Origin of the sequence: Variovorax trehalosi, from assembly GCF_051216415.1 — a bacterium.
In the GTDB taxonomy this organism is placed as follows: domain Bacteria; phylum Pseudomonadota; class Gammaproteobacteria; order Burkholderiales; family Burkholderiaceae_C; genus Variovorax.
Genome location: NZ_JBPJZG010000002.1, coordinates 557,320 through 580,048, shown reverse-complemented (window position 1 = coordinate 580,048; position 22,729 = coordinate 557,320). Strand labels below are relative to the sequence as shown.

Here is a 22,729-nt window from a genome sequence, read left to right as displayed (position 1 = left end):
TCCGTGTCGCCGCAGTCTCTTTGCAGGTGTCACCGGATGCTGCCGTTTTCAAGCGCTGCCGCGATGAAGTCAACGAAAGCTCTCACACGCGCCGACAGCTGATGACGTTGGGGGTACACCGCATAGATGTCGGCATCGGGCGTGCGGTAGTTGGCCAGCACCTGCACCAGCCGTCCGCTGCGCAGGTACCGCGCGATGTCCCATTCGGCGCGCATCAGGATGCCGTGGCCGTCGAGCGCCCAGTTGACCGCGATTTCGCCGTCGTTGGTGCTGAGCGCGCCGCGCGTCTTGATGGCCTCGGTGTGCTGCGCGGCGCCGCGGCCCGAGCTCAGGCGCCACACGCCGTAGGCCTCGTCGCCCTGGCGAATGCCGATGCAGCGGTGGCGCGCGAGGTCGTTGGGCACCTTGGGCTGTCCGGCCCGTGCAAGGTACGCGGGCGAGGCGCACAACAGGCGCCGGTTCGACGCGATGCGCCGCGCGATCACGCGCGATTCGGGCGGCGCGCCGAAGCGGATGCAGACGTCGAAGGCATCGTCCGTGAGCGGCGGCGGGTTCACCGACAACTGCAGTTGCACCTCGACTTCCGGATGCTTGCGCGCGAACTTCGAGATCAGCGCCGCGACGTGGCTGCGTCCGAAACCCAGCGTGGCGTTCACGCGCAGCAAGCCGCGCGGCTCCGCCTTCGCTTCGCCCAGCAACTGCGCCATGTCGTCGATCGCGCCGAGGATGCCGCGCGCATGTTCCACATAGAGCTCGCCTTCCGGCGTGAGGCTCATGCGCCGCGTGGTGCGGTTCACCAGCGTGACGCCGATGCGCGCCTCCATCTGCGCGAGCCGCTTGCTCACGGCCGGTGTGCTGATGCCCAGTTCGCGTGCCGCCGCACTCAGGCTGCCACAGGCCGCGAGCGTGGAGAAGAAGCCGAGTTCGGCAGGCTGGATCGGAGAAACCATGGACGATCCGATTGTTGAACTGAGGTTAAGGATGGATTCACTTCTGGCGTGAATCGTTCGGTGCATCGAATCCTACAGTGGCAGCTCCCAGAAGCAATCCATTGAAGGACGACGATGAGCAGCTACAGCATTGCCACCATTCCCGGCGACGGCATCGGCAAGGAAGTGATCCCGGCCGGGCGCGAAGTGATGGAGGCGCTGGCCGCGGCCTCCGGCGGCTCGCTGAGCTTCACGTTCGAGGACTTCGGCTGGGGCGGCGATTGGTACCGCGCGCACGGCGAGATGATACCGGCCGACGGGCTCGAGGCCCTCCGCGGAAAGGACGCCATCCTCTTCGGCTCCGCGGGCGATCCGCACATCCCCGACCACATCACGCTGTGGGGCCTGCGCCTGAAGATCTGCCAGGGCTTCGACCAATACGCCAACGTGCGGCCCACACGCATCCTGCCGGGCATCGACGGTCCGCTCAAGCGCTGCGCGCCGGGCCAGCTCGACTGGGTGATCGTGCGCGAGAACTCCGAAGGCGAATACGCCGGCGTCGGCGGCCGCGTGCACCAGGGCCATCCGATCGAGGCCGCGACCGACGTGAGCATGATGACCCGCGCGGGCGTCGAACGCATCATGCGGTTCGCCTTCAAGCTGGCCCGATCGCGGCCGCGCAAGTTGCTCACCGTGGTCACCAAGAGCAATGCGCAACGTCACGCGATGGTGATGTGGGACGAGATCGCGCTGCAGGTCTCGAAGGAGTTCCCCGACGTGACCTGGGACAAGGAACTGGTCGACGCCTGCACCGCGCGCATGGTCAACCGGCCCGCCTCCCTCGACACCATCGTCGCGACCAACCTGCACGCCGACATCCTCAGCGACCTTGCGGCCGCGCTCGCCGGCAGCCTGGGCATCGCGCCCACCGGCAACATCGACCCGGAGCGCCGCTACCCGTCGATGTTCGAGCCCATCCACGGCTCGGCCTTCGACATCATGGGCAAGGGGCTGGCCAATCCGGTCGGCACCTTCTGGTCGGTCGTGATGCTGCTCGAGCACCTGGGTGAAGCGGAGGCCGCGCGCCGCGTGATGGACGCGGTCGAGCACGTCACCGCCAACGCTTCGCTGCACACGCGTGACCTCGGCGGCAGCGCCACTACCGAACAGGTGACGCGCGCCGTGTGCGAGCACATCGCCGGTGTGCGGCAGCGCCTCGCGGCCTGACTCTTTCACCGCAGTCACAGCGCGCCTCGATGCGCGCGGACATCACGACCACAACAAGCCGGAGACAAGACCATGACAGCTTTCACTTTCAACAAGAGTGCGCGTCGTCGTAGCACGATGCTTCAGGCCGGCGCGCTGGCGCTCGGCCTCGGCGTCGCCGGGCTGGCTTTCGCGCAACCGGCCGCATGGCCCACGCGTCCGATCAGCCTCGTCGTGCCGTTCCCGGCCGGCGGCACCACCGACGTGCTGGCGCGCGCGCTGGCCGACAAGCTCTCGCAATCGCTCGGCCAGCCGGTGGTGGTCGAGAGCAAGCCGGGCGCGGGCGCCACGCTCGGCGCCGACTACGTCGCCAAGGCCAGGCCCGACGGCTACACGCTGCTGATGGGCGCCGTGCATCACACCATTGCGACCAGCGTCTACAAGAAGCTGCCCTACGACTTCCAGAAAGACCTGGCACCCATCACCGTCGTGGCGATGGTGCCCAACGTGCTCGTCATCAATCCGGCCAACACGCCCGCGAAGAACGTGGCCGAACTGGTGGCGCTCGCCAAGGCCGCGCCCGACAAGCTGGCCTACGGCTCCAACGGCAACGGCACCGCGCAGCACCTGATCGGCACCCAGTTCCAGGCCAGCACCGGCACCACGCTGCTGCACGTGCCCTACAAGGGCAGTGGCCCGCTCACCACCGACCTGCTCGGCGGCCAGGTGGCGATGTCCTTCGACACCATCACGCCGGTGCTGCAGCACATCAAGGGCGGCAAGCTGCGCGCGCTGGCCGTGACCACGGCGCGCCGCTCGTCGGTGCTGCCCGACGTGCCCACGCTTGAGGAAGCGGGCCTCAAGGGCTTCGACATCGGCACCTGGTTCGGCGTGCTCGCGCCGGCCGCGACGCCCAAGGACATCGTCGCGCGGCTCAACGCCGAGATGGTGAAGATCATCAAGTCGCCCGACTTCGTGCAGCGCATGCAGGCCATCGGCGCGGAGCCATTGGGCGGCTCGCCCGACGACATGGCGCGACAGATCCGCGAGGAAACCGCCAGATTCGCGAAGTTGGTGAAAGAAGGCGGTGTGGCAATCGACTAGAGCGACGCGCATCGTTACCAGTGCGTCACACACTGGTGGTGCAGATGCCTCATCGAGGCCATAGGATCGGGGCTTCCGTATTCACCCGCCATCCTGCACATGTTCATCGTCACCCTCACCTACACCCGCCCCCTCGAAGAAGTCGACGCGCTGATGGACCCGCACATGGTGTGGCTCAAGAAGCACTACGAGAGCGGCCTGTTCGTGGCTTCCGGCCGGCAGGTGCCGCGCACGGGTGGCGTGATCCTCGCGCGATCGGGCGACCGCGAGGCGCTGCAGGCGGTGCTGGCGCGCGACCCGTTCGTGCAGGGCGGCGTGGCACGTGTGGACGTGACCGAGTTCATCCCCAGCATGACGGCGCCAAGCATCGAGGCATTGAAGACGTTCTGACCCCAGAACGTCTTTTTTCGCTCAAGCCCCCGGCACTTCCTCGCGCCCGCCCGGATGCCGCGCAAAGCGCGCGGCCTTGGCGTCATGCACTGGTGCCGAATCGTCCCAGGGCCAGCCGCCGAATTGCGTGCGGCGGTAGTCGGCCATGGTCTGGCTGATCTCGGCCTGCGTGTTCATCACGAAGGGGCCGTATTGCGCCACCGGCTCGGCGATCGGGCGGCCCTGCAGCACGAGGAACTCGCTCTCGTCGTCGCCGTTGACCAGCTCGACGGCCGCGCCTGCGCGCAACTCGACCGCGACCGGCCCTTCGATGCGCTCGCCGCCGATCTGCGCGGCCGCGCCCTTGAAGAAATAGAGCATCCGCCGCGTGCCTTCGCCCGTGGCGGCCGGCAGCGTCCATTGCGCGCCGGGCGTCATCTTGATCGTCCAGATCGCCACGTCGGCATCGTCCTGCGCGGCCCATGAGGCGGGCGGTGGCGCGAGCGGCTGGATCGGGTCCTGCCCGTTGACCGCGTCGCCGAGCCGGCCCGCGATGACGGCCACCTCGGTGCGGCCGCCCTTCGCGTCGTCGGAGGCGAAGCGCGGAATCGCGTCCGACCAGAACATCGTGAAGTGCGGCTCGGCCATCTTGTTCCTGGCCGGCAGGTTGAGCCAGATCTGGAACAGCTCCAGCGGATTCGGCGCGCCCGCATCGAGCAGCGGGAACATCTCGGAGTGCACGATGCCCTTGCCGGCCGTGAGCCACTGCACGTCGCCGCCGCCGAAGCGCGCGGTGGCGCCCAGCGAATCGGAGTGGTCGACCAGGCCCTTGCGCACGATGGTCACCGTCTCGAAGCCGCGGTGCGGGTGCGAGGGAAAGCCCGGCACCGTGTCGCCGTGGTACATGCTCCAGCCGTCCTTGCGGCTGAAGTCCTGGCCGATCTGGCGGCCGGCCAGCGAGGCCTCGGGACCCATGTGCCCGTTGGCCTTGGGGTAGGCGTCGTCGTGATAGACGCAGAACAGGAACGGGTCGATCGTCTGCCAGGGAAAGCCGAGCGGCTTGACCTGGACGATGGGGCCCTTGTTGTTGTCGGACATTTCGATATTCCTTTCCATGGGGGGCTCGGCCGATGATGCCGTGCCAGTGCCAGGAATATCGGGGCGCCGCCGCCTTCCGGTAGGTACCTTGCCTGCAACAGTGAAGAGCGCGTATGGAACGATGGGCATCGCGCTTGCCTGTTCTTCTTCTTCAGCGCATCAGGCGTTCTGGTGCGGCACGACGGCATTGGGGTCCATGTACATCAGCTCCCAGAGGTGGCCGTCGATGTCCTGGAAGCCGTGGCCGTACATGAAGCCGTAGTCCTGCGGTTCGCGCGGCGTGGTGCCGCCGGCGGCCACCGCCTTGGCGACCAGCGCGTCGACCTCGGCGCGGCTCTCGCACGAGAGGCACACCAGCACCTCGGTGCTCTTGCTGGTGTCGGTGATGCTCTTGGTCGTGAAGGTCTTGAAGAAGTCTTCCACCAGCAGCATCGCGAAGATGCTGTCCTTCTCGATCACCATGCAGGCGGCATTCGCGTCGGTGAACTGCGCGTTGAAGGTGTAGCCCAGCGCGGCGAAGAACGCCTTGGTCTTTTCGAGGTTCTTGACGGGGAGGTTCACGAAGATCTGCTTGTTGGCCATGGTGTTTCCTGTGTCGATGAAGGGTTGGATCTGGAGGTTTGCCGGCGTGTTGTGTACACCGTCCACAAAGGATACCAAAGAAAATGGACGGCGTCCACATGATTTTTCGAATCTTTGTTTTTGCCCGGTCCGGCCCTTGGGAGATTGCGTCCAGGCTGAAGAAGGCGGGGCATCATGGCCGCCATGGAAATCGAGTTCAAGTTTCAGATCCCCGCCGACCGGCTGAAGGCCGTCGAGGCGGCGCTGCGGCGCGGCACCGTCGTGCGCACCCGCCTGCAGGCGCGCTATTTCGACACCGCCGACCAGGCACTCGCCGCCGAGGGCATCGTGCTGCGGCTGCGCAAGGAAGGACGGCGCTGGGTGCAGACCGTCAAGGCGACGGGCGACAACGCGCTGCACCGGCTGGAACACAACGTCGACCTTGGCACCGCCGCCGCATCGCCCGCCATCGACCCGCAGCGCCACCAGGGCACGCCCGTGGGCGACCGGCTCGCCAAGGTGCTGACCGCGAGCGGTGCGCCGCTGGTGGAGCGGCAGTCCACCGACATCGTGCGGCTCACGCGCGACGTGCGCGTCACCGGGCCCGGCGGCGCGGTCGTGGAGATGGCGCTCGATGTCGGCAAGGTCGTGGCTTACGCCGGCACGCCCGAGCAGTCCGAATCGCCCGTGTGCGAGCTGGAGCTGGAACTCAAGCGCGGCGACGTGCAGGGGCTCGTGTCCCTCGCGCGCCGGTGGTCGCAGCAGCATGGGCTGTGGTTCAGCACCGTGTCCAAGGCCGAGCGCGGCGCGCGGCTGCTGGCGAAGGTCGAGGTCGTGCCGGCCGTGAAGGCCGAGACGCCGCGCTTCCCCGAAGGCAAGGACAAGCTCGACGGCCGCGCGATCCAGCCGGCCGTGGTCGCGTCGTGTCTCGCGCAGATGCTGCCCAACGCCAGCGAGATCGCCGCGGGCAGCACCGACGAAGAACAGATCCACCAACTGCGCATCGGCATCCGGCGCCTGCGCACCGCGCTGCGCGAACTGGCGGGGCTCGATGCGGGCACCAATCTTTTCGACACGGCCGCATGGGAGCCACCGCTGGTCGACGCCTTCCGCGCGCTCGGCGATCTGCGCGATCGCGAACAGGTGGTGAAGCTGGCGCAGCCGCAACTGCGCGAAGCGGGCGCGCCGGAGTTCGATCCGCTGGCGGGCGGTGACGACGCGATGGCCGATGCGCGGTCGTCCGGCGATGTCGTGCGTGCGCCGGCGTTCCAGTCGGTGCTGGTTTCGCTGATCGGATTCACCGCGACAGCGCCAGCAGAAGTCGCGCCGAAGGCCACTGATGTCGAGGCAACCGACGAAACCCCTTCGGCGCCGACCCCGATGAGCCTCAACGACGCCCGCCGCTTCCTGCGCAAGCGCCTGCAGCACCTGCACAAGCAGGCGGTGCGCGACGGCAAGCGCTTCGAGTCGCTCGACACCGAAAGCCAGCACCGCGTGCGCAAGCGGCTCAAGCGCTTGCGCTACCTCGCCGAGTTCGTCGCGCCGCTGTTCGCCGATGCGGAGGGAAAGTCGTCGTCGTCAGCCGCCGAGCGCTACCTGAAGCACCTGCGCCCCGCGCAGGACGCACTGGGCGAATTCAACGACGAAGCCGTCGCGCTCGCGCTCTATCGCGAAGCCACGGCGCGCGATGGGCGCGCGTGGTTTGCGGTGGGATGGTTCAGTGCGAGGCATGCGGTCCATGCGAAGACATGTCGCAAGGCGCTGGGCGGGATTGAGGAGGCGCCGCGGTTCTGGACCAAGGCGGCGCGCGCCCGCTAACGTAAAGAATTAGTGATGGTGCCCGTGCGCACCATGCACGTGCCGGTGCTCGATTTCCACCGGCAGCGCCGCGCGCACGTCCGTCACCTGCAGACTGAACTTCAGCGCCTTGCCGGCCCACGGATGGTTGCCGTCGAGCAGCACGACCGGGCCCTTGATCTTGGTCACGGTGAAGACGTGCTCGGTGCCATCGTCGAGCCGGCCCTGAAGCTGCCCGCCCACCTTCACGCCCGGCGGAAATTCGGTCTTGGGGATGGTGCGAACCAGCGCCTCGTCGCGCTGGCCGAAGGCGTCTTCGGGGGCGAGGTTCAGAACGGTCTGGAAGCCCTTTTCCTTGCCGTCGAGCGCCTGCTCGATCTTGGGCAGGGTGTTCTCGTAGCCGCCATGCAGGTAGGCCATCGGCTCGGGGCTGGCTTCGATGAGCTTGCCCTGAGCGTCGGAGACTTTGTACTTGATGGTGACGACGGTGTCTTTTTCGATTTTCATCGGGGCATTTTCTGTGGAAATCGATTCGCCGTCGGCGCCGGGTTTTCCCACGACTTGAACGCCGCTGGCAGCATCTCCTCCGTACTCAGCTTCTCCATCACCATCCCGATGAACGCCGACACCGCCAGTGGCAGGTGCTTGCGGCTCGGGTACAGCACGCTCAGCCCATGCCCCGTGCGCTGGTACTGTGGCAGCACCGGCACCAGCCGCCCCGCTTCCACATCGAGCCGCCCCATCGACGGCGGTAGCAGCGCGATGCCCAGCCCGGCCAACGCTGCCTTGCGCAGCGCCTGCGCGGTGTTCCCGCAGAAACGACCGGTGACCTGCACTTCTTCGTCCACCCCATCGGGCCCGGTCACGCGCCAGGTCGCCCGCCCACTCGGATGCGCTGCCGTCACGCAGTCGTGATCCGCCAGTTCCTGCAGCGTGGCGGGCGCGCCGCGCGCGGCGATGTACGCGGGGCTCGCCACCATCCCGTCCGTGCGCGGCCCTAGGAGCTTGCGGCCGACGAAGCCTGAGTCCGGCAGCGCCCCGCCGCGAAACGCCACGTCGATCTGATCGGCGATCAGGTCGGCCTTCGCGTCGCTCAGCACGAAATCGACGCGCACCAGCGGATTCGCCGCCAAAAAGTCGGCCACCCACTCCATCGGAAAGAAATCGAAGAAATCCGCCGTCGCCGCCACGCGCACGAGCCCGCTGGGTTCCTGGCTGCCGGTGATCAGCGCCTGCCCAGCGTCGACCAGCCCATCGACCGCCCCCGCGCAGCGCTCGTGAAACGCCTGCCCGGCGCTCGTGAGCGTGAGCTTGCGGGTCGAACGCTGCATCAGCCGCGTGCCCAGCTGCGCCTCGAGCTGCTGGATGCGCCGGCTCACGGTGTTGGGCGGCAGGCCGAGCCGCCGGGCGGCTTCGGCAAAGCTGCCGTGGCGGACCACCTGCACGAACATGGCGATGTCGTTGAGGTCGAGCATGGGGTTGATTCCTTCGATAGATGGACGAGTGCAATCCGACTCTACCGTCTAGTCGATCAATGGGTGCGACCCTAACCTTGTACCCATGACTTCCTCATCCTCTCTTTCTCCCCTCCAGCGGCGCATCGTCTGGGGCGTTCGCATCGTCCTGGCGCTGGCTTTCGGCGCGGCCGGCGCCGCCAAGCTGGCCGGCGTGCCGCAGATGGTCCAGGTGTTCGATGCCATCGGCTTCGGGCAGTGGTTCCGCTATGTGACGGGCGTGGTCGAGGTCGGCGGTGCGCTGCTGATGCTCCTGCCTGCCACGGGGTTCTTCGGCGCCCTGCTGCTGGCCGTGACCATGGCTTGCGGCGCGGCCACCCACCTCGTGCTGATCGGCGGCAATGCCGTGCCGGCCGTCGTTCTCATGCTGCTCTCGGCCTTCGTGGCGTGGCGGCTGCGGCCCGTGCCGCGGCTGGCGGCCATCACGGCCTGATCCCTCTTTCTTCCCAACCCCATTCAGGAGCAAGTACCCCATGACCCCACAGCAAAAACCGCTCATCGGCATCGTCCTCGGCTCGACCCGCGAAGGCCGCTTCGGCGAGAAGCCCGCGCAGTGGATCCACGAGATCGCCAGGCAGCGCACCGACCTCGCCTTCGAACTGGTCGACCTGCGCGACCACCCGCTGCCCTTCTTCAACGAAGCCGGCGCACCCGCCTGGGGCCCGGTGAAGAACGAGACCGCGCAGCGCTGGCAGGCCAAGCTCGCCACCTTCGACGGGCTCATCGTCGTCACGCCCGAATACAACCACGGCCCGAGCGCGGTGCTGAAAAACGCGATCGACTGGGCCTACAAGGAATTCATCCGCAAGCCCATCGGCTTCGTGGGCTACGGCGGCGTGGGCGCGGCGCGCGCGGTGGAGCAGCTGCGGCTGGTCGCGGTCGAGATGCAGATGGCACCGGTGCGCAACGCCGTGCACATCGGCATGGTCGAGTTCCTGGGCATCTGGCAGCAGGGCAAGAGCTTCGACGACTTCCCGCACCTTGCGCAGGCCGCCACCGGCATGCTGGACGACCTCGCGTGGTGGACCCGCGCGCTGAAGGCAGCGAGGGAGGCCGCATGACCACCGCAGTTGCAGCCCCAGTCTCGACGCAAGCCCGCGCCATCGTCTATCGCACGCGCGGCGCGCAGCACGGGCCGATCACGCGGCTCATGAGCCCGGGCGACCTGGGCGAGTTCCTCAAGCCCTTCGTGTTCCTGGACCTCTTCGGCTTCGATGTCGGCGGTGGCCACAAGGGCTTCGGCATGCACCCGCATTCGGGCATCGCCACGCTGACCTGGCTGATCGAAGGCGACACGCTCTACGAAGACACGACCGGCGAACAGGGCGTGCTGCGCGGCGGCGGCGTCGAGTGGATGCGCGCGGGCAACGGCGTGTGGCACACCGGCTCGCCCGCGCCGGGCGTGAAGCGCGTGCGCGGCTTCCAGCTCTGGGTGGCGCTGCCGGCCTCGGAAGAGAACGCGCCTGCGCAAAGCTTCTACCTCGCGCCTTCGCAGGTGCCGCAGGAGGGCCCGGCGCGCGTGCTGCTCGGACGCTACGGCGCGGCGCAGAGCGCCATTCCGGCACCCGCGCCGATGAACTACCTCGCCGTGCAGCTCAAGGACGGCGAGCACTGGCGCTACACGCCGCCCGCCGGCCACACGGTCGGCTGGGTTGCGGTCAATGCGGGTCGGCTCGATGCAGGCGGGCCTATCGACACTGGCGAACTCGCGGTGTTCGAGGAGTCCGGCGAGTCCATCGATTTCACGGCGCGCGGCGACACCTCGTTCGTGCTGGGCTCGGCGGTGAAGCATCCGCACGAACTCGTGATGGGCCACTACTCGGTGCACACGAGCCGCGCGACGCTGGACCAGGGCGAGGCGGAGATCCGGCGCATCGGCGCGAAGCTGCGGCAGGAAGGCCGGCTGGGCTGATCCGCCTGCAGGCCGAGAGAAAACCGCGCGCAAACCAGCGTGCGCCCGGCGGGCGGCTGCGCCAGAATCGTTCGCTTCGAACGACTCCCCGCAGCCTCCACCCGCCATGAACATCGTCGACGCTTTCGCCAGCAACGCCGCCCGCTTCGTAGACATCCGACGCGACATCCACGCCCATCCAGAACTGGGCTTCGAAGAACACCGCACTTCCGAGAAGGTCGCCAACCTGCTCGCCGAATGGGGCATCGAGGTGCACCGCGGCATCGCGGGCACCGGCCTCGTCGGCGTGCTGCGCAAGGGCACCGGCAAACGCACCATCGGCCTGCGCGCCGACATGGACGCGCTGCCGCTCCACGAAGCCAACGAATTCGCCCACAAGTCCACCAACCCCGGCCGCATGCACGCCTGCGGCCACGACGGCCACACGACGATGCTGCTGGCCGCCGCCTGGCACCTGTCGCAACAAGGGCCGGACGATTTCGACGGCACCGTGCATTTCATCTTCCAGCCCGCCGAGGAGATGGGCAAAGCCGGCGCCAAGAAGATGATCGACGAGGGCCTCTTCGAGCGCTTTCCGTGCGACGCGGTCTTCGGGCTGCACAACTTTCCGGTCGGCGACGTAGGCCGCTTCGCGCTCAACGAAGGTGCGCTGATGGCGTCGAGCAACACCTACAAGATCACCGTGCACGGGCGCGGCACGCACGCTTCGATGCCGCACACGGGCATCGACCCGGTGGCCGCGGTGGTCACGCTCGCGCAGCAGCTGCAGACCATCGTGGCGCGCGCCATTCCCAGCACCGAGCGCGCACTGCTCGCGGTCACGCAGCTGCAGGGCTCGGATGCGCCGAACGTGATTCCCGACGTGGCGACGGTCGGCGGCACGATCCGCACCTTCTCCATCGAGGCCATCGACAAGCTCGAAGCGCGGCTGCGCGAAGTGGCGGCCGGCGTGGCGGCGGCGCATGGCTGCACGGCCGAGGTGTACTTCAACCGCTCCTCGCCGCCGACGGTGAACCATCCGGCCGAGGCGCGCTTCGCCGCCGGCGTGATGCGCGAGGTGGTGGGCGACGACATGGTCACCGACGACTTCCCCGCCGTGATGGGCGCCGAGGACTTTGCGCACATGCTGCTCGCGCGGCCCGGCTGCTATGCGTTCCTGGGCAATGGCGACGGCGACCACCGGCTCGACGGCCACGGGCCCGGCCCTTGCATCATTCACAACACCTCGTTCGATTTCAACGACGAGATCATCCCGATCGGTGCCAGCTACTTCGTGAAGCTGGTGCAGCGCTGGCTGCCGTCGGGCATCTGAGTTCTTCTTCCTGTTGATGATGAAAGCGGCCACCTCGATGACTTCCACCCTGTTCACCCGACGTTCGCTGGCTGCGGTTGCCGCCGCCGTGGCACTCTGCAGCTTCGGTGCTGCCCATGCGCAGCAGCGCGTGATTCACATCATCGTGCCCTTCGGCACCGGCGCCGTGCAGGACACGGTGGCGCGCGCCTTCAACAACGAGCTGGGCGCGGCGCTCAACGGCAGCGCCATCGTCGAGAACCGAGCGGGCGCGGGCGGCACCGTGGGCGCGGCCATCGTGGCGCGCGCGCCGGCCGACGGCAACACGCTGGTGCTCGCGGCCGCGAGCCACAACATCGCGGCCTTCCTGTACAGCAAGCTGTCCTACGACCCGCTGAAGGACTTCGTCGGCGTGGCCAACGTCGGCAACGCGGGCTACGTGCTGGCGGTGGCGAGCGGCATGAACGTGTCGAGCACGGCCGACTTCATCAAGGAGGTCAAGGCCAATCCGGGCAAGTACAACTACGCCTCGGCGGGCAACGGCAGCGCGACGCACCTGGCGATGGCGTCCTTCCTCGCAAAGGCCGGCCTGCAGATGACGCACATCCCGACCAAGTCCACCGGCGAAGCCGTCAACGAAGTGCTCGCTGGCCGGGTGCAGGCGGTCATCTCCTCGAGCATCGGGGTGATGGGCTTCCAGGACGACGCGCGCATGAAGCTGCTCGCCTCCACCGGCCAGTCGCGCAGCCCCTTCCTGCCCAAGCTGCCGACCGTGGCCGAGAGCGGCCTGCCGGGCTACGCCTTCGATTCGTGGATCGGCCTGCTCGCGCCGGCCGGCACGCCCAAGGCCGAGGTCGAGCGGATCAACGCCGCGGCCAACAAGGTGCTGGCCGATCCGGCGATCCAGGAGCGCTTCAAGCGGCTGGGGGTGGAGCCGCGCAGCCAGAGCGCGGAAGAATTCCAGAAGCTGCTGCGGGCTGACTGGGATGCGATGGGGGTGGTGGTAAAGGCTTCGGGGGCGAAGATCGACTGACCCTCGGTGTGGCCGGCGCCGGAACGCCGGCCTGTCACACCGGTATTCCTTTCGATGGCAGGGCAAACACCGATGAAACAAGCGGGCCGATCCGTCGTGGGCAGCTTGACGATATATCCTTAATATATTTAAAGTGCAGGCCTTTCCCACCGTCATCCCTCAGGAGCAACCCGTGAGCAATCCCCGCTGGCAAGGCATCTTCCCCGCCATCACCACCAAGTTCCACGCCGACGAAAGCATCGATGCCGAGGGCACCGCGCGCCACATCGACTTCCAGATCCGCAACGGCATCCACGGCCTGGTCACCTGCGGCTCGCTCGGCGAAGCCAGCACGCTGACGCTCGAAGAAAAGCTCCAGGTCGCCAAGATCGCCCTCGAAGCCGCCGACGGCCGCATCCCGGTGCTGGCCAACGTGTCGGAAACCAGCACCCGCGAGGCGCTGCGCTACGTGGACGGCGCCAACAAGCTGGGCGTGGCCGGCTTCATGGTGATGCCCTCTGTGATCTACGTGGCCGATGCGCGCGAAGCCATGCTCAACGTGCGCACCATCGCCAACGCGGCGCAGAAACCCATCATGGTCTACAACAACCCGGTGGCCTACCGCGTGGACCTCAAGCCCGAGCACATGGTCGAGCTGGCCGATTGCGAGTGGATCGCCGCCATCAAGGAGAGCACCGACAACATCCGCCGCATCACCGACCTGCGCAACACCGTGGGCGACCGCTACCAGCTGTTCCTGGGCGTGGACGACCTCGCCTATGAAGGCCTGGCGCTCGGCTGCGATGGCCTGCTGGCGGGCGTGGGTTGCGCGTTCCCGCGCGAGACGGTGGCGCTCTACGACCTGATGAAGGCCGGCAAGTTCGCCGAGGCGCTCAAGCTCTACCAGTGGATGACGCCGATGCTGCACCTGGATGTATCGACCAAGCTGGTGCAGAACCTGAAGCTCATCGACCTGCTGGTCGGCGTGGGCACCGAGCACATGCGCCGCCCGCGCCTGCCGCTCATCGGCGAGGAGCGTGCCTTCATCGAGAACATCGTGAAGAAGGCACTGGCGACCCGGCCGGCGCAGTACCAATCGGTTGTGTAATAACCGCCCTTTCATTGTCCCAACCTAGGAAGAAGCATGAAGACAAAAGCAAGCATGGTTCCATTCATCGGTCTCGTGGCGCTCGCCGTCGCAGGCCAGGCCAGTGCGCAGGAGCAGGTCGTCAAGATCGGCCACAGCGGTCCCCTCTCGGGTCCCAACGCGTTCGCGGGCAAGGACAATGAAAACGGCGTGCGCCTCGCGATCGAGGAGCTCAACGCCAAGAAGCTCAGCGTCGGCGGCAAGACGCTGAAGTTCGAGTTGGTCTCCGAAGACGACCAGTGCGACGCCAAGACCGGTGTGAGCGTGGCGCAGAAGTTCGTGGACGACGGCGTCAAGTTCGTCATGGGCCCGTACTGCTCGGGCGTGGCGATTCCCGCCTCGCGCATCTACAGCGATGGCGGCACCATGGTCTCGACCGTGGGCACCAACCCGAAGGTGACCCAGGGCGGCTACAAGAACCTGTACCGCATCATCGCGAGCGACAACCAGATCGGCTCCAGCATGGCCGTGTACGCAGCCAAGGAACTGAAGGTCAAGAAGGTCGGCGTGATCGACGACCGCACCGCCTTCGGCCAGGGTCTCGCCGAAGAGTTCACCAAGGAAGCGCAGAAGCAGGGCCTGACGGTGGTCGGCAAGGAATTCACCACCGACAAGGCCGTGGACTTCACCGCCATCCTGACCAACATGAAGGCCAAGGCGCCCGAGGCGATCTTCTTCGGCGGCTATGCGCCGCAGGCCGCGCCGATGGCGCGCCAGATGAAGCAGCTGGCCGTGCCCGGCAAGCTCCTGGGCGGCGACACCGTCTGCAGCCCCGCCACCGGCAAGCTCGGCGGCGACGCGGTCAACGACCTCGTGTACTGCGCGCAGGGCGGTTCGATCCTCGAGAAGGCGCAGAGCGGCCCGGCCTTCAAGGAGAAGTTCAAGAAGCGCTTCAACGCCGATGCGGATGCGTACGCCGCCTCGTACTACGACCAGGTGCTGTTCATCGGCGAATCGATGAAGAAGGCCAACTCGATCGACCCCGACAAGGTGGGCGCACAGCTCTACAAGGACACCTACAAGGGCGTGGCCGCGACCTATTCGTACGACGACAAGGGCAACATGAAGCAGGCGCCGATCACGGTTTTCACCTTCAAGAACGCCGCTCCCGTCCCTATCGCCAGCTACTGAACGGACAGCCCATGCAACGCATCCAGATCGTCGACTCGCACACGGGCGGCGAGCCCACGCGCCTTGTGATCGGCGGGTTTCCCGACCTGGGCGGCGGCAGCATGGCCGAGCGCCGTGCGCTGCTGGCCGACCAGCACGACAAATGGCGCGCGGCCACCGTGCTGGAGCCGCGCGGCAGCGACGTAGTGGTCGGTGCGCTGCTGTGCGAGCCGGTGTCGCCCGATGCCGCCGCGGGCGTGATCTTCTTCAACAACGCCGGGTACCTGGGCATGTGCGGCCACGGCACCATCGGGCTGGTCGCGAGCCTGGCGCACATGGGGCGCATCGGCGTGGGCGAGCACCGCATCGAGACGCCGGTCGGCACGGTCACGACCACGCTGCACGCCGATGGCTCGGTGAGCGTGCGCAACGTGCCGGCATACCGGCATTTGCACCAGGTGGCGGTCGAGCTGCCGGGCCACGGCGCCGTGCGCGGCGATGTGGCCTGGGGCGGCAACTGGTTCTTCCTGGTGAGCGAACATGGCCAGCGTGTGGCGAGCGACAACCTCGCGGCGCTGACCGACTACACCGCCGCATTGCGCCGCGCGCTCGCGGCGCAGGGCATCACGGGCGCAGAGGGCGCGGAGATCGACCACATCGAACTCTTCGCCAACGACGACGAAGGCGCGGACAGCCGCAACTTCGTGCTCTGCCCCGGCAACGCCTACGACCGCTCGCCCTGCGGTACCGGCACCAGCGCCAAGATCGCGTGCCTGGCCGCCGACGGCAAGCTCGCGCCGGGCGAAACGTGGATGCAGGCCAGCGTGATCGGCAGCCGCTTCGAAGCCAGCTACACGATGGACGGCGACAAGGTCATCCCGACCCTGCGCGGCCGCGCGCACATCAGCGCCGAAGCCACGCTGCTGGTCGACGACAACGATCCCTTCGGATGGGGCATCCGTCTCTGACGCCGCTGGCATGAACGCGGATGTGATCGTCATCGGCGCCGGCATCGTCGGCGCCGCTTGCGCACACGCGCTGGCACAGGCCGGGCGCCGGGTGCTGGTGCTCGACGCGCGCATCGGCGGCGCCACGGGCGCGGGCATGGGTCACCTCGTGGTGATGGACGACAACCCGGCGGAGCTCGCATTGAGCCGCGATTCGACGGCGCGATGGCGCGCACTCGCTCCGCACATGCCCGAAGACTGCGCCTACAGCGCCTGCGGCACGCTCTGGATCGCGGCGAACGCAGAAGAAATGGCCGAGGCCGAACGCAAGCAGCAACGCCTGCGCGCGGACGGCATCGAAAGCCGACTGCTCGACGCCGCCGCATTGGCGCGCGCCGAACCCACGCTGCGCAAGGGCCTTGCGGGCGCACTTGAAGTGCCGGGCGACGGCATCCTCTACGCACCGAATGCCGCGCGCTGGTTGCTCGGCCAGGGCGGCGATGCGATCCGCATCGAGCACGCGAAGGTCGAGACGATCGAAGACGACGGCACGCTGCGTCTCGCCGACGGCACCCGCCGCGCCGCACCGCAGATCGTGCTGGCCAACGGCATCGAGGCGACGACGCTCTGCTCCGAACTTCCCATTCGCCCGAAGAAGGGCCACCTGCTGATCACCGACCGCTACCCGGGCACGGTGCACCACCAGCTCGTCGAACTCGGCTACGTGACCAGCGCGCATCACAGCGACGGCGACTCGGTCGCCTTCAACGTGCAGCCGCGGCCCACGGGGCAACTGCTGATTGGCTCCTCGCGCCAGTTCGACACCACCGATCCCGCCGTCGAAGCGCCGATGCTCGCGCGCATGCTGCAGCGCACGCTCGACTACCTGCCGGGTCTCGCGAGCCTCAATGCGGTGCGCTCGTGGACCGGCATGCGCGCCGCCTCGCCCGATGGCTTGCCGCTGCTGGGCAAGCACCCGTGGCGAGAAAAGCTCTGGCTCGCTGTCGGCCATGAAGGCCTTGGTGTGACCACAGCGCCGGGCAGCGCGCACCTGCTCGCGGCGCTGATGACCGGCGCTGCGCCCGAATTCGATGCGGCGCCGTATGCGCCGCGCGGCCTGCGAGAGATGGCATGAGCAATCACACCCTGCTGCACATCGACGGCAACCTCGTGCGCGTGAAGGCGGGCAGTTCTGTCGCCGCCGCGTTGCGCGTGGCCGGTGGCATGGGCGTGGCCCGAACCTCCGTCACGGGCCAGTCGCGTGCGCCGTTCTGCGGCATGGGCGTGTGCCAGGAATGCCGCGTGTTGATCGACGGTCGGCGCAGGCTCGCCTGCCAGACAGTCTGCGGCGAAGGCATGCGCGTGGAGACCTCGGAATGACCGCGCTCGAACACTGCGATGTGTTGATCGTCGGCGCGGGCCCTGCCGGCATGGCGGCCGCAGTCGCTGCTGCGTCGAGCGGCGCATCGATCGTCGTGATCGACGATAACCCCGTGCCCGGGGGACAGATCTGGCGCGACGGCCCCGGCGCATCGTTGCCTGCCGCCGCGCGCAAGTGGCGCGATGCACTCGCGCGCCACGCCAACATCCGCATCTGCAGCGGCACGCGCGTGATCGCCGCGCCTGCGCCCAACGAACTGCTGCTCGAAGACGCCGAGCGCGGCTGGCGCATGCAGTGGAAGAAGCTGATCCTCTGCACCGGCGCGCGCGAACTGCTGCTGCCCTTTCCGGGCTGGACGCTGCCCGGCGTGACGGGCGCAGGCGGTTTGCAGGCCCTCGTCAAGGCGGGCCTGCCGGTCGAGGGCGAGCGCATCGTGATCGCGGGCAGCGGTCCGCTGTTGCTCGCCGCTGCTTCGACGGCACGCGCGGCGGGCGCGAAGGTCGTGCGCATCGCCGAGCAGGCTTCATTCACGGCAGTCGCGGGCTTTGCCGCGAACCTCTGGCGCTGGCCGGGCAAGGCCGCGCAGTCGGTGACGCTGGCCGATCCGCAGTACCGCACCGCGTCGCGCATCGTCTCGGCGCAAGGCGGCACGCAGGTCGAATCGGTCCGGCTTCTTCAGGGCAGGCGCGAAGTGGAAATCGCCTGCGACCGCGTGGCCTGCGGCTTCGGCCTCACGCCCAACACGCAACTCGGTCGCCTGCTCGGTTGCGCCCTCGCGGCCGAAGGCCCGCAGGCGCTGGCCGTCGACACGCGACAGCTCACCAGCCTGCCCGACGTCTACGCCGCCGGCGAATGCACCGGCTTCGGCGGCAGCGAACGCGCGCTCGCGCAAGGTTCCATCGCCGGCCACGCAGCCGTCGGCAACGAGCGCGCCGCGAAACAACATGAAGCCGAACGCGCTCGCTGGGACGCCTTCGCCGCGCAACTGCATCGCAGCTTCGCGCTGGCCCCCGAGATCAGGCAGATGCCGCAGCCCGACACCCTCGTGTGCCGTTGCGAAGACGTCCCTTTCTCCGCGCTCGCGGATTGCACCGGCTGGACCGACGCCAAGCTCCACCGCCGCTGCGGCATGGGCGCCTGCCAGGGCCGCGTGTGCGGTGACGCGGCGCAATTTCTCTTCGGCTGGGCACCGCCCGCGCCGCGCCCGCCGCTGTCGCCGGTGCGCATCGCCACACTGGCTGGCTTGGCCGGGCCGGGCGACGCCCGACAATGAGGCCGCATCCGAAGAAAACCATGGCCCCCCCGAAGACCCCTCCCCGCCCCCCGCCCAAGCGCCGCGCCGCCGACGTGGCCTACGACGCCATCGAGACGCTGCTGTCCACCATGCAGCTGCAGCCCGGCAGCCAGATCGTCGAGGCCGACCTCGCCGAGCGCACGGGCCTGGGCCGCACGCCGGTGCGGGAGGCGCTGATGCGCATGGTGTCGATCGGGCTCATCGTGCAGCAGCCGCGCCGCGGCTTGCTGGTGTCGGCCATCGACCTGGCCGATCACCTGGACGTGATCCAGACCCGGCGCGTGCTCGAACGCGTGATCGCGGCTTGCTCGGCGCGCCGCGCGACCGCGCTGCAGCGCAAGGACATCGTGCGCTGCGCCGAGGCGATGGTCGAGGCCGCGGGCCGCGGCGACCTGACCGACTACATGCGCGCCGACCATGCGCTCGACCTCGTCAACCACCAGGCGAGCCACAACGATTCGGCGGTGAAGGCGGTCATCCCGCCCATCGTGCAATGCCGCCGCTTCTGGTACGCCTACCAGCACGAAGGCGAGATCGTCGAAGGCGCGAATGCGCACCTCGAACTCGCCCAGGGCATCGCGACCGGCGACGAGGCCGCAGCGGTCGCAGGCGCCGAGCGCCTCATGGATTACCTCGAGCTTTTCGCCCGCAAGATCATCGACAAATAGGTCGAAGGACTACGGGGGAACTACGCGTGATTTGCCGCGGCCCGCGGCGCATACTGGCCCGATGGCCGTCGCACCCCGCGCCCAACCCGAAGACTTCTTCACGCCCGAAGAGTGGCAGTCGCTCACGAGCCGTTCGTCATGGAAGGGCCTGTGGCTGGTGGCGCATTGCTGGGGCGTGATCGGCGCGGCGATGCTCGCGGGCATCGTGTGGCCGTGGACGATTCCAGTGATGGTGCCGGTCGTCGGCGCGCGGCAGCTGGGGCTCTTCATCCTCATGCACGACGCGGCGCACGCGGGCCTGCACCGCAGCCGCAAGGTCAACGACTGGGTGGGCCACTGGCTGTGCTCGTCCACGCTGCGCGACTACCGGCCGTACCACCTGCAGCACCACCGCTTCGTGCAGCAGACCGAAGACCCGGACCTCGTGCTGTCGGCGCCCTTTCCGATCACGCGCGAATCGATGTGGCGCAAGGTCGTGCGCGACCTGAGCGGGCAGACCTTCTACAAGCAGCGCTTCGGGCACATTGCCGAGGGGATCCGCCAGCGCGCGCCGGGCGAGTCGGCATTGAAAGTGTTCGGCCGCGAGATCGCGAAGAACAAGCGCTTCCTCGTCGGCAACGGCCTCGGACTGCTGGCCTTTGCCGTGGCAGGTTATTGGTGGGCCTGGGTGCTGATGTGGCTGCTGCCGATGGCGACCTGGCTGCCGCTCGTGAGCCGCGTGCGCAACATCGCCGAGCATGCGCTGGTCGCGCAGAACGAGGCCGATCCGCTGCGCCAGGCGCGCACCACGCATGCCAACCTCGTCGAGCGCATCTTCATCGCGCCCTACTGGGTCAACTACCACTGCGAACACCACATGTTCACCAGCCTGCCGTGCTGGGCGCTGCCGAAGGCGCATCGCCTGCTGCTGCGCCGGGGTATCACGGAACGGATGGAAGTGCAGCCGGGCTACCTGCACCTGCTGAGGCAGGCGACGGCGGCGCAGCCCGCTTAACGGGTCGCTGGCCGCGCGATCACCGGGGGCTGCACACCGCGCTGCGCATGCTGGCTCAGCCAGATGCTCGCGATCACGATGGCGATGCCCACGACCTGCAGCACCGACAGGCTTTGTCCCAGCAGCGCCCAGCCCAGGATCACCGCCGTCACCGGGCTCAGGAAGGCCAGCGGCGCGACCGCCGAGGGCTCCAGCCGCGCCACGCCGCGGAACCACACGATGTAGGTCAGCGCGGCGCCCACAAGGCCGAGCCAGGCGAAGCCGATCCAGTTCTGCGCGGTGAGCGCGGGCAGCGGCGGCTCCAGCAGCAGCGCGACCGGCAGCAACAGCAATCCGCCCGCCGTCAGCTGCCATGCCGTGAAGGTCAGCGCCGAAACCGGCGGCTGCCAGCGGCGGCTGAGCACCGTGCCGAAGGCCATCGACACCGCGGCGGCAATGGCGGCAGCGATGCCGATGGCATCGAGCGCCGCGTTGGGTGTCAGCACCAGCAGCGCGACCCCGCCGATCCCGATCACGGCCGCTGCGATCGACAACACGCGGATCGGCGATGCGAGAAGAAGGCTGGCCAGAAACACCACGAACAGCGGCTGCATCGACGTGATCGTTGCCGCAACGCCGCCCGGCAGCCGGTAGGCCGCGACGAACAGCATCGCCCAGAGGATCGAGAAATTCAGCGCGCCCAGCACGAAGATGCGGCCCCACCACGCACGTTCGGGCAGTTGGCGCACGATCAGGAGCAGCAGCAACCCCGCCGGCAATGCGCGCAGCAGCGCGACGTGCAGCGGGTAGTTCGCGGGCAGCAGTTCGGTGGTGACGATGTAGGTGCTGCCCCAGATGGCGGGCGCGGTGGCGGTGAGGAGAACGTCGGAGGTTCGGCTGGTCATGGGCCGAATTTAGCCCGTTGGCCCGGCCCCTCGCGTCACTTGGCGGCCAAGACGCGTGCCTTCGTCGGCTTCCCATTCGAACGCTTCTCGGCGCGCCGGCCGTTCAGCAGCGTGCCGACGGGCGTGTAGCGCACCAGCAGCTGGTAGCTCGCAAGCGCCACGAGCGAGGTGGCTGCGATGTTGAGTCCCATCTTCGCGACCGCGCCGAGGGGGCGAGCAGCCCGATGGCGTCGTAGTGATGCAGCATGCGCACCGTGAGGCCGGTGTGTTTGGCGAGTTCGCCGACCTTGAGCAGCATGGTGTTCAGCCTCCGGTCTTCTTCAGCGGTCCGAGCCGGATGCGCTGGTAGTCGCGCGCGGCCGGGAGGGCGTCGACGATGTCCTCGCCGCTGTTCTGCCCTTTGCCGTTGACGAAACGATAGACCAGGTAGCGGCCCTCGGTTTCCATGCGTCCGCCGGGCGGGAACACCAGCAGCTTGTCTTTCTTGCCGAGATAGAGCCAGCCGGGTGCATTGCGTTCGGCGAAATCGAGGCGCTCGAAGCGGCGGCTGCGCGGCGCGGCGGTGATCACGACGCCGCGCGGATAGCCGGCGGACATGAATTCGCCCATCACGACCAAGGCCCGGCGGTGTGTGCCCGTGCACCGTACGCGCACGTCCAGGCCGCGCGAATCATCGGGCTCACGGCTGCCGAACAACGCGCGGCGCGGGCCTTTGCCCAGCTGGAGTTCGTAGATGGCGGTGTCGGCGATGGGCCTTCGGCTCGACAGCGTCGCGACTTGGCTGCGCCCGTCGCTTCCCAGCGTGCAGGAAGCCATTGGTTTGCCGATGGCCTGCCCGAGGGCGCCGTACGCCAACAGGGCGAAGGCCAGGCGCTTCATGGTGCGCGCTATGCCTGCGCCGGTTCGGGTCCGGGGCCGGGCCAGCCCAGCAGCTCGGCCAGCCGCTGCACGATCCATTCGGCCTCGGCGGGCGACACGCCCGATTCCGGCGTCGCGAGCCCGGCGTGAATGCGCCGCAGGATCTCGCTTTCGACCGGCACCTCGGTGTGGTGCTGGATCTGCGCGTGGTTCACGAGGTGGCTGGCCAGGTCCTCGCAGATCTCGTAGCGCTCGCGCACCACGCCGATCGGTTCGCTAAGGCGCTGGCGCGCATCGCTGTAGACCGCGAAGAACGAGGGCGGAATGAAGATCTGGTTGTCGTCGGACATGGCAGCTTTGTTCGCGGCTTTATGGCTGGCCCAATGACAAAACGCGCCCGAGGGGCGCGTTCGTCGTGGCTCCCGGGGAGCCAGAGGGGCTGGATCAGCCGCCCTTCTTGGCGCGCTTGCCAGGGTTCTTCTTGCTGCGCGTTGCAGTGCCACGTTCCAGGCTGACCTTCTGGCCGCCACCGGACTTGGGCAGCGTGTAGCCGGGCAGCGGCGTCGGCTTCGGGGTGGCAACGCGTTCGGCTTCGGTACGGAATGTCTTGGGCATGAAAAGCTCGGGTAAAAGTAATGTTCGAACCTGCAATT

The 22,729-nt window shown here is 68.1% G+C and carries 27 protein-coding genes and 1 pseudogene; 17 read left to right on the top strand and 11 right to left on the bottom strand.

Annotation, left to right across the window (positions count from 1 at the left end; genetic code table 11):
• Positions 1-29: 29 nt before the first annotated feature.
• Positions 30-950 (bottom strand): LysR family transcriptional regulator, encoded by a 921-nt coding sequence (locus ACSFA7_RS10740; protein WP_435499336.1) that lies wholly within the window; start codon positions 948-950, stop codon positions 30-32.
• A 114-nt stretch (positions 951-1,064) separates the two neighbouring features.
• On the opposite strand from ACSFA7_RS10740, the gene ACSFA7_RS10735 reads away from it, so the two are divergent.
• From ACSFA7_RS10735 to ACSFA7_RS10725, 3 genes are all read left to right on the top strand, one after another.
• The gene (locus ACSFA7_RS10735) at positions 1,065-2,156 is read left to right on the top strand and encodes a tartrate dehydrogenase (protein WP_435499335.1); all 1,092 of its coding nucleotides are present in this window, start codon (positions 1,065-1,067) and stop codon (positions 2,154-2,156) included.
• 72 nt (positions 2,157-2,228) lie between these two features.
• Complete coding sequence (locus ACSFA7_RS10730; protein ID WP_435499334.1) at positions 2,229-3,239, top strand: Bug family tripartite tricarboxylate transporter substrate binding protein; 1,011 nt, start codon at positions 2,229-2,231, stop codon at positions 3,237-3,239.
• A gap of 99 nt (positions 3,240-3,338) precedes the next feature.
• Entirely contained in the window at positions 3,339-3,629 is a 291-nt protein-coding gene (locus ACSFA7_RS10725) for a YciI family protein (RefSeq protein WP_435499333.1), read from the top strand.
• Between the two features lie 21 nt (positions 3,630-3,650).
• Here ACSFA7_RS10725 and ACSFA7_RS10720 read toward each other — a convergent pair whose 3' ends face one another.
• Positions 3,651-4,706, bottom strand: a complete 1,056-nt coding sequence (locus tag ACSFA7_RS10720) for a pirin family protein (protein ID WP_435499332.1) — start codon at positions 4,704-4,706, stop codon at positions 3,651-3,653.
• Positions 4,707-4,865: 159 nt separating this feature from the next.
• Positions 4,866-5,288 (bottom strand): VOC family protein, encoded by a 423-nt coding sequence (locus tag ACSFA7_RS10715; protein WP_435499331.1) that lies wholly within the window; start codon positions 5,286-5,288, stop codon positions 4,866-4,868.
• Between the two features lie 174 nt (positions 5,289-5,462).
• On the opposite strand from ACSFA7_RS10715, the gene ACSFA7_RS10710 reads away from it, so the two are divergent.
• Positions 5,463-7,085 (top strand): CYTH and CHAD domain-containing protein, encoded by a 1,623-nt coding sequence (locus ACSFA7_RS10710; protein ID WP_435499330.1) that lies wholly within the window; start codon positions 5,463-5,465, stop codon positions 7,083-7,085.
• Between the two features lie 9 nt (positions 7,086-7,094).
• Here ACSFA7_RS10710 and ACSFA7_RS10705 read toward each other — a convergent pair whose 3' ends face one another.
• Positions 7,095-7,571: an FKBP-type peptidyl-prolyl cis-trans isomerase gene (locus ACSFA7_RS10705; protein ID WP_435499329.1), complete on the bottom strand. Its 477-nt coding sequence runs from the start codon at positions 7,569-7,571 to the stop codon at positions 7,095-7,097.
• Positions 7,568-8,539 carry a LysR family transcriptional regulator gene (locus ACSFA7_RS10700; protein WP_435499328.1) on the bottom strand — a complete coding sequence of 324 codons (972 nt, stop codon included), beginning with the start codon at positions 8,537-8,539 and terminating at the stop codon, positions 7,568-7,570. Before ACSFA7_RS10700 ends, ACSFA7_RS10705 begins: the two co-directional genes overlap by 4 nt.
• A gap of 85 nt (positions 8,540-8,624) precedes the next feature.
• Here ACSFA7_RS10700 and ACSFA7_RS10695 point away from each other — a divergent pair, with 85 nt between their 5' ends.
• The 13 genes from ACSFA7_RS10695 to ACSFA7_RS10635 all read left to right on the top strand — a co-directional run bounded on the left by ACSFA7_RS10695 (position 8,625) and on the right by ACSFA7_RS10635 (position 20,334).
• A complete protein-coding gene (locus ACSFA7_RS10695) occupies positions 8,625-9,011 on the top strand; it encodes a DoxX family protein (RefSeq protein WP_435499327.1) in 387 nt (128 codons plus the stop codon).
• A 40-nt stretch (positions 9,012-9,051) separates the two neighbouring features.
• Complete coding sequence (locus tag ACSFA7_RS10690) at positions 9,052-9,639, top strand: NADPH-dependent FMN reductase (protein ID WP_435499326.1); 588 nt, start codon at positions 9,052-9,054, stop codon at positions 9,637-9,639.
• Positions 9,636-10,490: a pirin family protein gene (locus ACSFA7_RS10685; protein WP_435499325.1), complete on the top strand. Its 855-nt coding sequence runs from the start codon at positions 9,636-9,638 to the stop codon at positions 10,488-10,490. Before ACSFA7_RS10690 ends, ACSFA7_RS10685 begins: the two co-directional genes overlap by 4 nt.
• 106 nt (positions 10,491-10,596) lie before the next feature.
• Positions 10,597-11,802, top strand: a complete 1,206-nt coding sequence (locus ACSFA7_RS10680) for a M20 aminoacylase family protein (protein ID WP_435499324.1) — start codon at positions 10,597-10,599, stop codon at positions 11,800-11,802.
• A 37-nt stretch (positions 11,803-11,839) separates the two neighbouring features.
• On the top strand, positions 11,840-12,814 hold the full coding sequence (locus ACSFA7_RS10675) for a tripartite tricarboxylate transporter substrate-binding protein (RefSeq protein WP_435499323.1): 975 nt from the start codon (positions 11,840-11,842) through the stop codon (positions 12,812-12,814).
• 172 nt (positions 12,815-12,986) lie between these two features.
• The gene (locus tag ACSFA7_RS10670; protein ID WP_206176293.1) at positions 12,987-13,901 is read left to right on the top strand and encodes a dihydrodipicolinate synthase family protein; all 915 of its coding nucleotides are present in this window, start codon (positions 12,987-12,989) and stop codon (positions 13,899-13,901) included.
• Between the two features lie 36 nt (positions 13,902-13,937).
• Entirely contained in the window at positions 13,938-15,071 is a 1,134-nt protein-coding gene (locus ACSFA7_RS10665; protein WP_435499322.1) for a branched-chain amino acid ABC transporter substrate-binding protein, read from the top strand.
• 11 nt (positions 15,072-15,082) lie between these two features.
• Entirely contained in the window at positions 15,083-16,018 is a 936-nt protein-coding gene (locus ACSFA7_RS10660) for a 4-hydroxyproline epimerase (protein WP_435499321.1), read from the top strand.
• A gap of 10 nt (positions 16,019-16,028) precedes the next feature.
• Positions 16,029-17,132 carry an NAD(P)/FAD-dependent oxidoreductase gene (locus ACSFA7_RS10655; RefSeq protein ID WP_435499320.1) on the top strand — a complete coding sequence of 368 codons (1,104 nt, stop codon included), beginning with the start codon at positions 16,029-16,031 and terminating at the stop codon, positions 17,130-17,132.
• Positions 17,129-17,377: a (2Fe-2S)-binding protein gene (locus ACSFA7_RS10650; protein WP_435499319.1), complete on the top strand. Its 249-nt coding sequence runs from the start codon at positions 17,129-17,131 to the stop codon at positions 17,375-17,377. Before ACSFA7_RS10655 ends, ACSFA7_RS10650 begins: the two co-directional genes overlap by 4 nt.
• On the top strand, positions 17,374-18,651 hold the full coding sequence (locus ACSFA7_RS10645) for an FAD-dependent oxidoreductase (protein WP_435499318.1): 1,278 nt from the start codon (positions 17,374-17,376) through the stop codon (positions 18,649-18,651). The genes ACSFA7_RS10650 and ACSFA7_RS10645 overlap by 4 nt, the downstream gene beginning before the upstream one ends.
• A 20-nt stretch (positions 18,652-18,671) precedes the next feature.
• Positions 18,672-19,340, top strand: a complete 669-nt coding sequence (locus ACSFA7_RS10640) for a GntR family transcriptional regulator (protein ID WP_435499317.1) — start codon at positions 18,672-18,674, stop codon at positions 19,338-19,340.
• A 61-nt stretch (positions 19,341-19,401) separates the two neighbouring features.
• Positions 19,402-20,334 carry a fatty acid desaturase family protein gene (locus tag ACSFA7_RS10635; protein WP_435499316.1) on the top strand — a complete coding sequence of 311 codons (933 nt, stop codon included), beginning with the start codon at positions 19,402-19,404 and terminating at the stop codon, positions 20,332-20,334.
• Here the strand turns inward: ACSFA7_RS10635 and ACSFA7_RS10630 are convergent.
• The 6 genes and pseudogenes from ACSFA7_RS10630 to ACSFA7_RS10605 form a co-directional block, all read right to left on the bottom strand.
• Positions 20,331-21,218 (bottom strand): EamA family transporter, encoded by an 888-nt coding sequence (locus tag ACSFA7_RS10630; protein ID WP_435499315.1) that lies wholly within the window; start codon positions 21,216-21,218, stop codon positions 20,331-20,333. The two genes, ACSFA7_RS10635 and ACSFA7_RS10630, sit on opposite strands and share 4 nt — an antisense overlap.
• 35 nt (positions 21,219-21,253) lie before the next feature.
• Positions 21,254-21,409: a hypothetical protein gene (locus tag ACSFA7_RS10625; RefSeq protein ID WP_435499569.1), complete on the bottom strand. Its 156-nt coding sequence runs from the start codon at positions 21,407-21,409 to the stop codon at positions 21,254-21,256.
• A gap of 5 nt (positions 21,410-21,414) precedes the next feature.
• Positions 21,415-21,516, bottom strand: a pseudogene (locus ACSFA7_RS10620) (MerR family DNA-binding transcriptional regulator); the annotation flags it as partial.
• Between the two features lie 5 nt (positions 21,517-21,521).
• A complete protein-coding gene (locus tag ACSFA7_RS10615; protein WP_435499314.1) occupies positions 21,522-22,097 on the bottom strand; it encodes a hypothetical protein in 576 nt (191 codons plus the stop codon).
• 8 nt (positions 22,098-22,105) lie between these two features.
• Entirely contained in the window at positions 22,106-22,426 is a 321-nt protein-coding gene (locus tag ACSFA7_RS10610) for a hypothetical protein (protein WP_435499313.1), read from the bottom strand.
• Positions 22,427-22,520: 94 nt separating this feature from the next.
• Positions 22,521-22,691 (bottom strand): hypothetical protein, encoded by a 171-nt coding sequence (locus ACSFA7_RS10605; protein WP_172672148.1) that lies wholly within the window; start codon positions 22,689-22,691, stop codon positions 22,521-22,523.
• Positions 22,692-22,729 lie beyond the last annotated feature (38 nt).

Coding starts and splice junctions, on each gene's coding strand:
- ACSFA7_RS10735 (WP_435499335.1), top strand. CDS start 1,065: ATGAGCAGCTACAGCATTGCCACCATTCCCGGCGACGGCATCGGCAAG.
- ACSFA7_RS10660 (WP_435499321.1), top strand. CDS start 15,083: ATGCAACGCATCCAGATCGTCGACTCGCACACGGGCGGCGAGCCCACG.
- ACSFA7_RS10720 (WP_435499332.1), bottom strand. CDS start 4,706: ATGTCCGACAACAACAAGGGCCCCATCGTCCAGGTCAAGCCGCTCGGC.
- ACSFA7_RS10730 (WP_435499334.1), top strand. CDS start 2,229: ATGACAGCTTTCACTTTCAACAAGAGTGCGCGTCGTCGTAGCACGATG.
- ACSFA7_RS10645 (WP_435499318.1), top strand. CDS start 17,374: ATGACCGCGCTCGAACACTGCGATGTGTTGATCGTCGGCGCGGGCCCT.
- ACSFA7_RS10630 (WP_435499315.1), bottom strand. CDS start 21,218: ATGACCAGCCGAACCTCCGACGTTCTCCTCACCGCCACCGCGCCCGCC.
- ACSFA7_RS10715 (WP_435499331.1), bottom strand. CDS start 5,288: ATGGCCAACAAGCAGATCTTCGTGAACCTCCCCGTCAAGAACCTCGAA.
- ACSFA7_RS10700 (WP_435499328.1), bottom strand. CDS start 8,539: ATGCTCGACCTCAACGACATCGCCATGTTCGTGCAGGTGGTCCGCCAC.
- ACSFA7_RS10690 (WP_435499326.1), top strand. CDS start 9,052: ATGACCCCACAGCAAAAACCGCTCATCGGCATCGTCCTCGGCTCGACC.
- ACSFA7_RS10675 (WP_435499323.1), top strand. CDS start 11,840: ATGACTTCCACCCTGTTCACCCGACGTTCGCTGGCTGCGGTTGCCGCC.
- ACSFA7_RS10605 (WP_172672148.1), bottom strand. CDS start 22,691: ATGCCCAAGACATTCCGTACCGAAGCCGAACGCGTTGCCACCCCGAAG.
- ACSFA7_RS10695 (WP_435499327.1), top strand. CDS start 8,625: ATGACTTCCTCATCCTCTCTTTCTCCCCTCCAGCGGCGCATCGTCTGG.
- ACSFA7_RS10615 (WP_435499314.1), bottom strand. CDS start 22,097: ATGAAGCGCCTGGCCTTCGCCCTGTTGGCGTACGGCGCCCTCGGGCAG.
- ACSFA7_RS10635 (WP_435499316.1), top strand. CDS start 19,402: ATGGCCGTCGCACCCCGCGCCCAACCCGAAGACTTCTTCACGCCCGAA.
- ACSFA7_RS10640 (WP_435499317.1), top strand. CDS start 18,672: ATGGCCCCCCCGAAGACCCCTCCCCGCCCCCCGCCCAAGCGCCGCGCC.
- ACSFA7_RS10655 (WP_435499320.1), top strand. CDS start 16,029: ATGAACGCGGATGTGATCGTCATCGGCGCCGGCATCGTCGGCGCCGCT.
- ACSFA7_RS10665 (WP_435499322.1), top strand. CDS start 13,938: ATGAAGACAAAAGCAAGCATGGTTCCATTCATCGGTCTCGTGGCGCTC.
- ACSFA7_RS10710 (WP_435499330.1), top strand. CDS start 5,463: ATGGCCGCCATGGAAATCGAGTTCAAGTTTCAGATCCCCGCCGACCGG.
- ACSFA7_RS10650 (WP_435499319.1), top strand. CDS start 17,129: ATGAGCAATCACACCCTGCTGCACATCGACGGCAACCTCGTGCGCGTG.
- ACSFA7_RS10685 (WP_435499325.1), top strand. CDS start 9,636: ATGACCACCGCAGTTGCAGCCCCAGTCTCGACGCAAGCCCGCGCCATC.
- ACSFA7_RS10625 (WP_435499569.1), bottom strand. CDS start 21,409: ATGGGACTCAACATCGCAGCCACCTCGCTCGTGGCGCTTGCGAGCTAC.
- ACSFA7_RS10610 (WP_435499313.1), bottom strand. CDS start 22,426: ATGTCCGACGACAACCAGATCTTCATTCCGCCCTCGTTCTTCGCGGTC.
- ACSFA7_RS10680 (WP_435499324.1), top strand. CDS start 10,597: ATGAACATCGTCGACGCTTTCGCCAGCAACGCCGCCCGCTTCGTAGAC.
- ACSFA7_RS10740 (WP_435499336.1), bottom strand. CDS start 950: ATGGTTTCTCCGATCCAGCCTGCCGAACTCGGCTTCTTCTCCACGCTC.
- ACSFA7_RS10725 (WP_435499333.1), top strand. CDS start 3,339: ATGTTCATCGTCACCCTCACCTACACCCGCCCCCTCGAAGAAGTCGAC.
- ACSFA7_RS10705 (WP_435499329.1), bottom strand. CDS start 7,571: ATGAAAATCGAAAAAGACACCGTCGTCACCATCAAGTACAAAGTCTCC.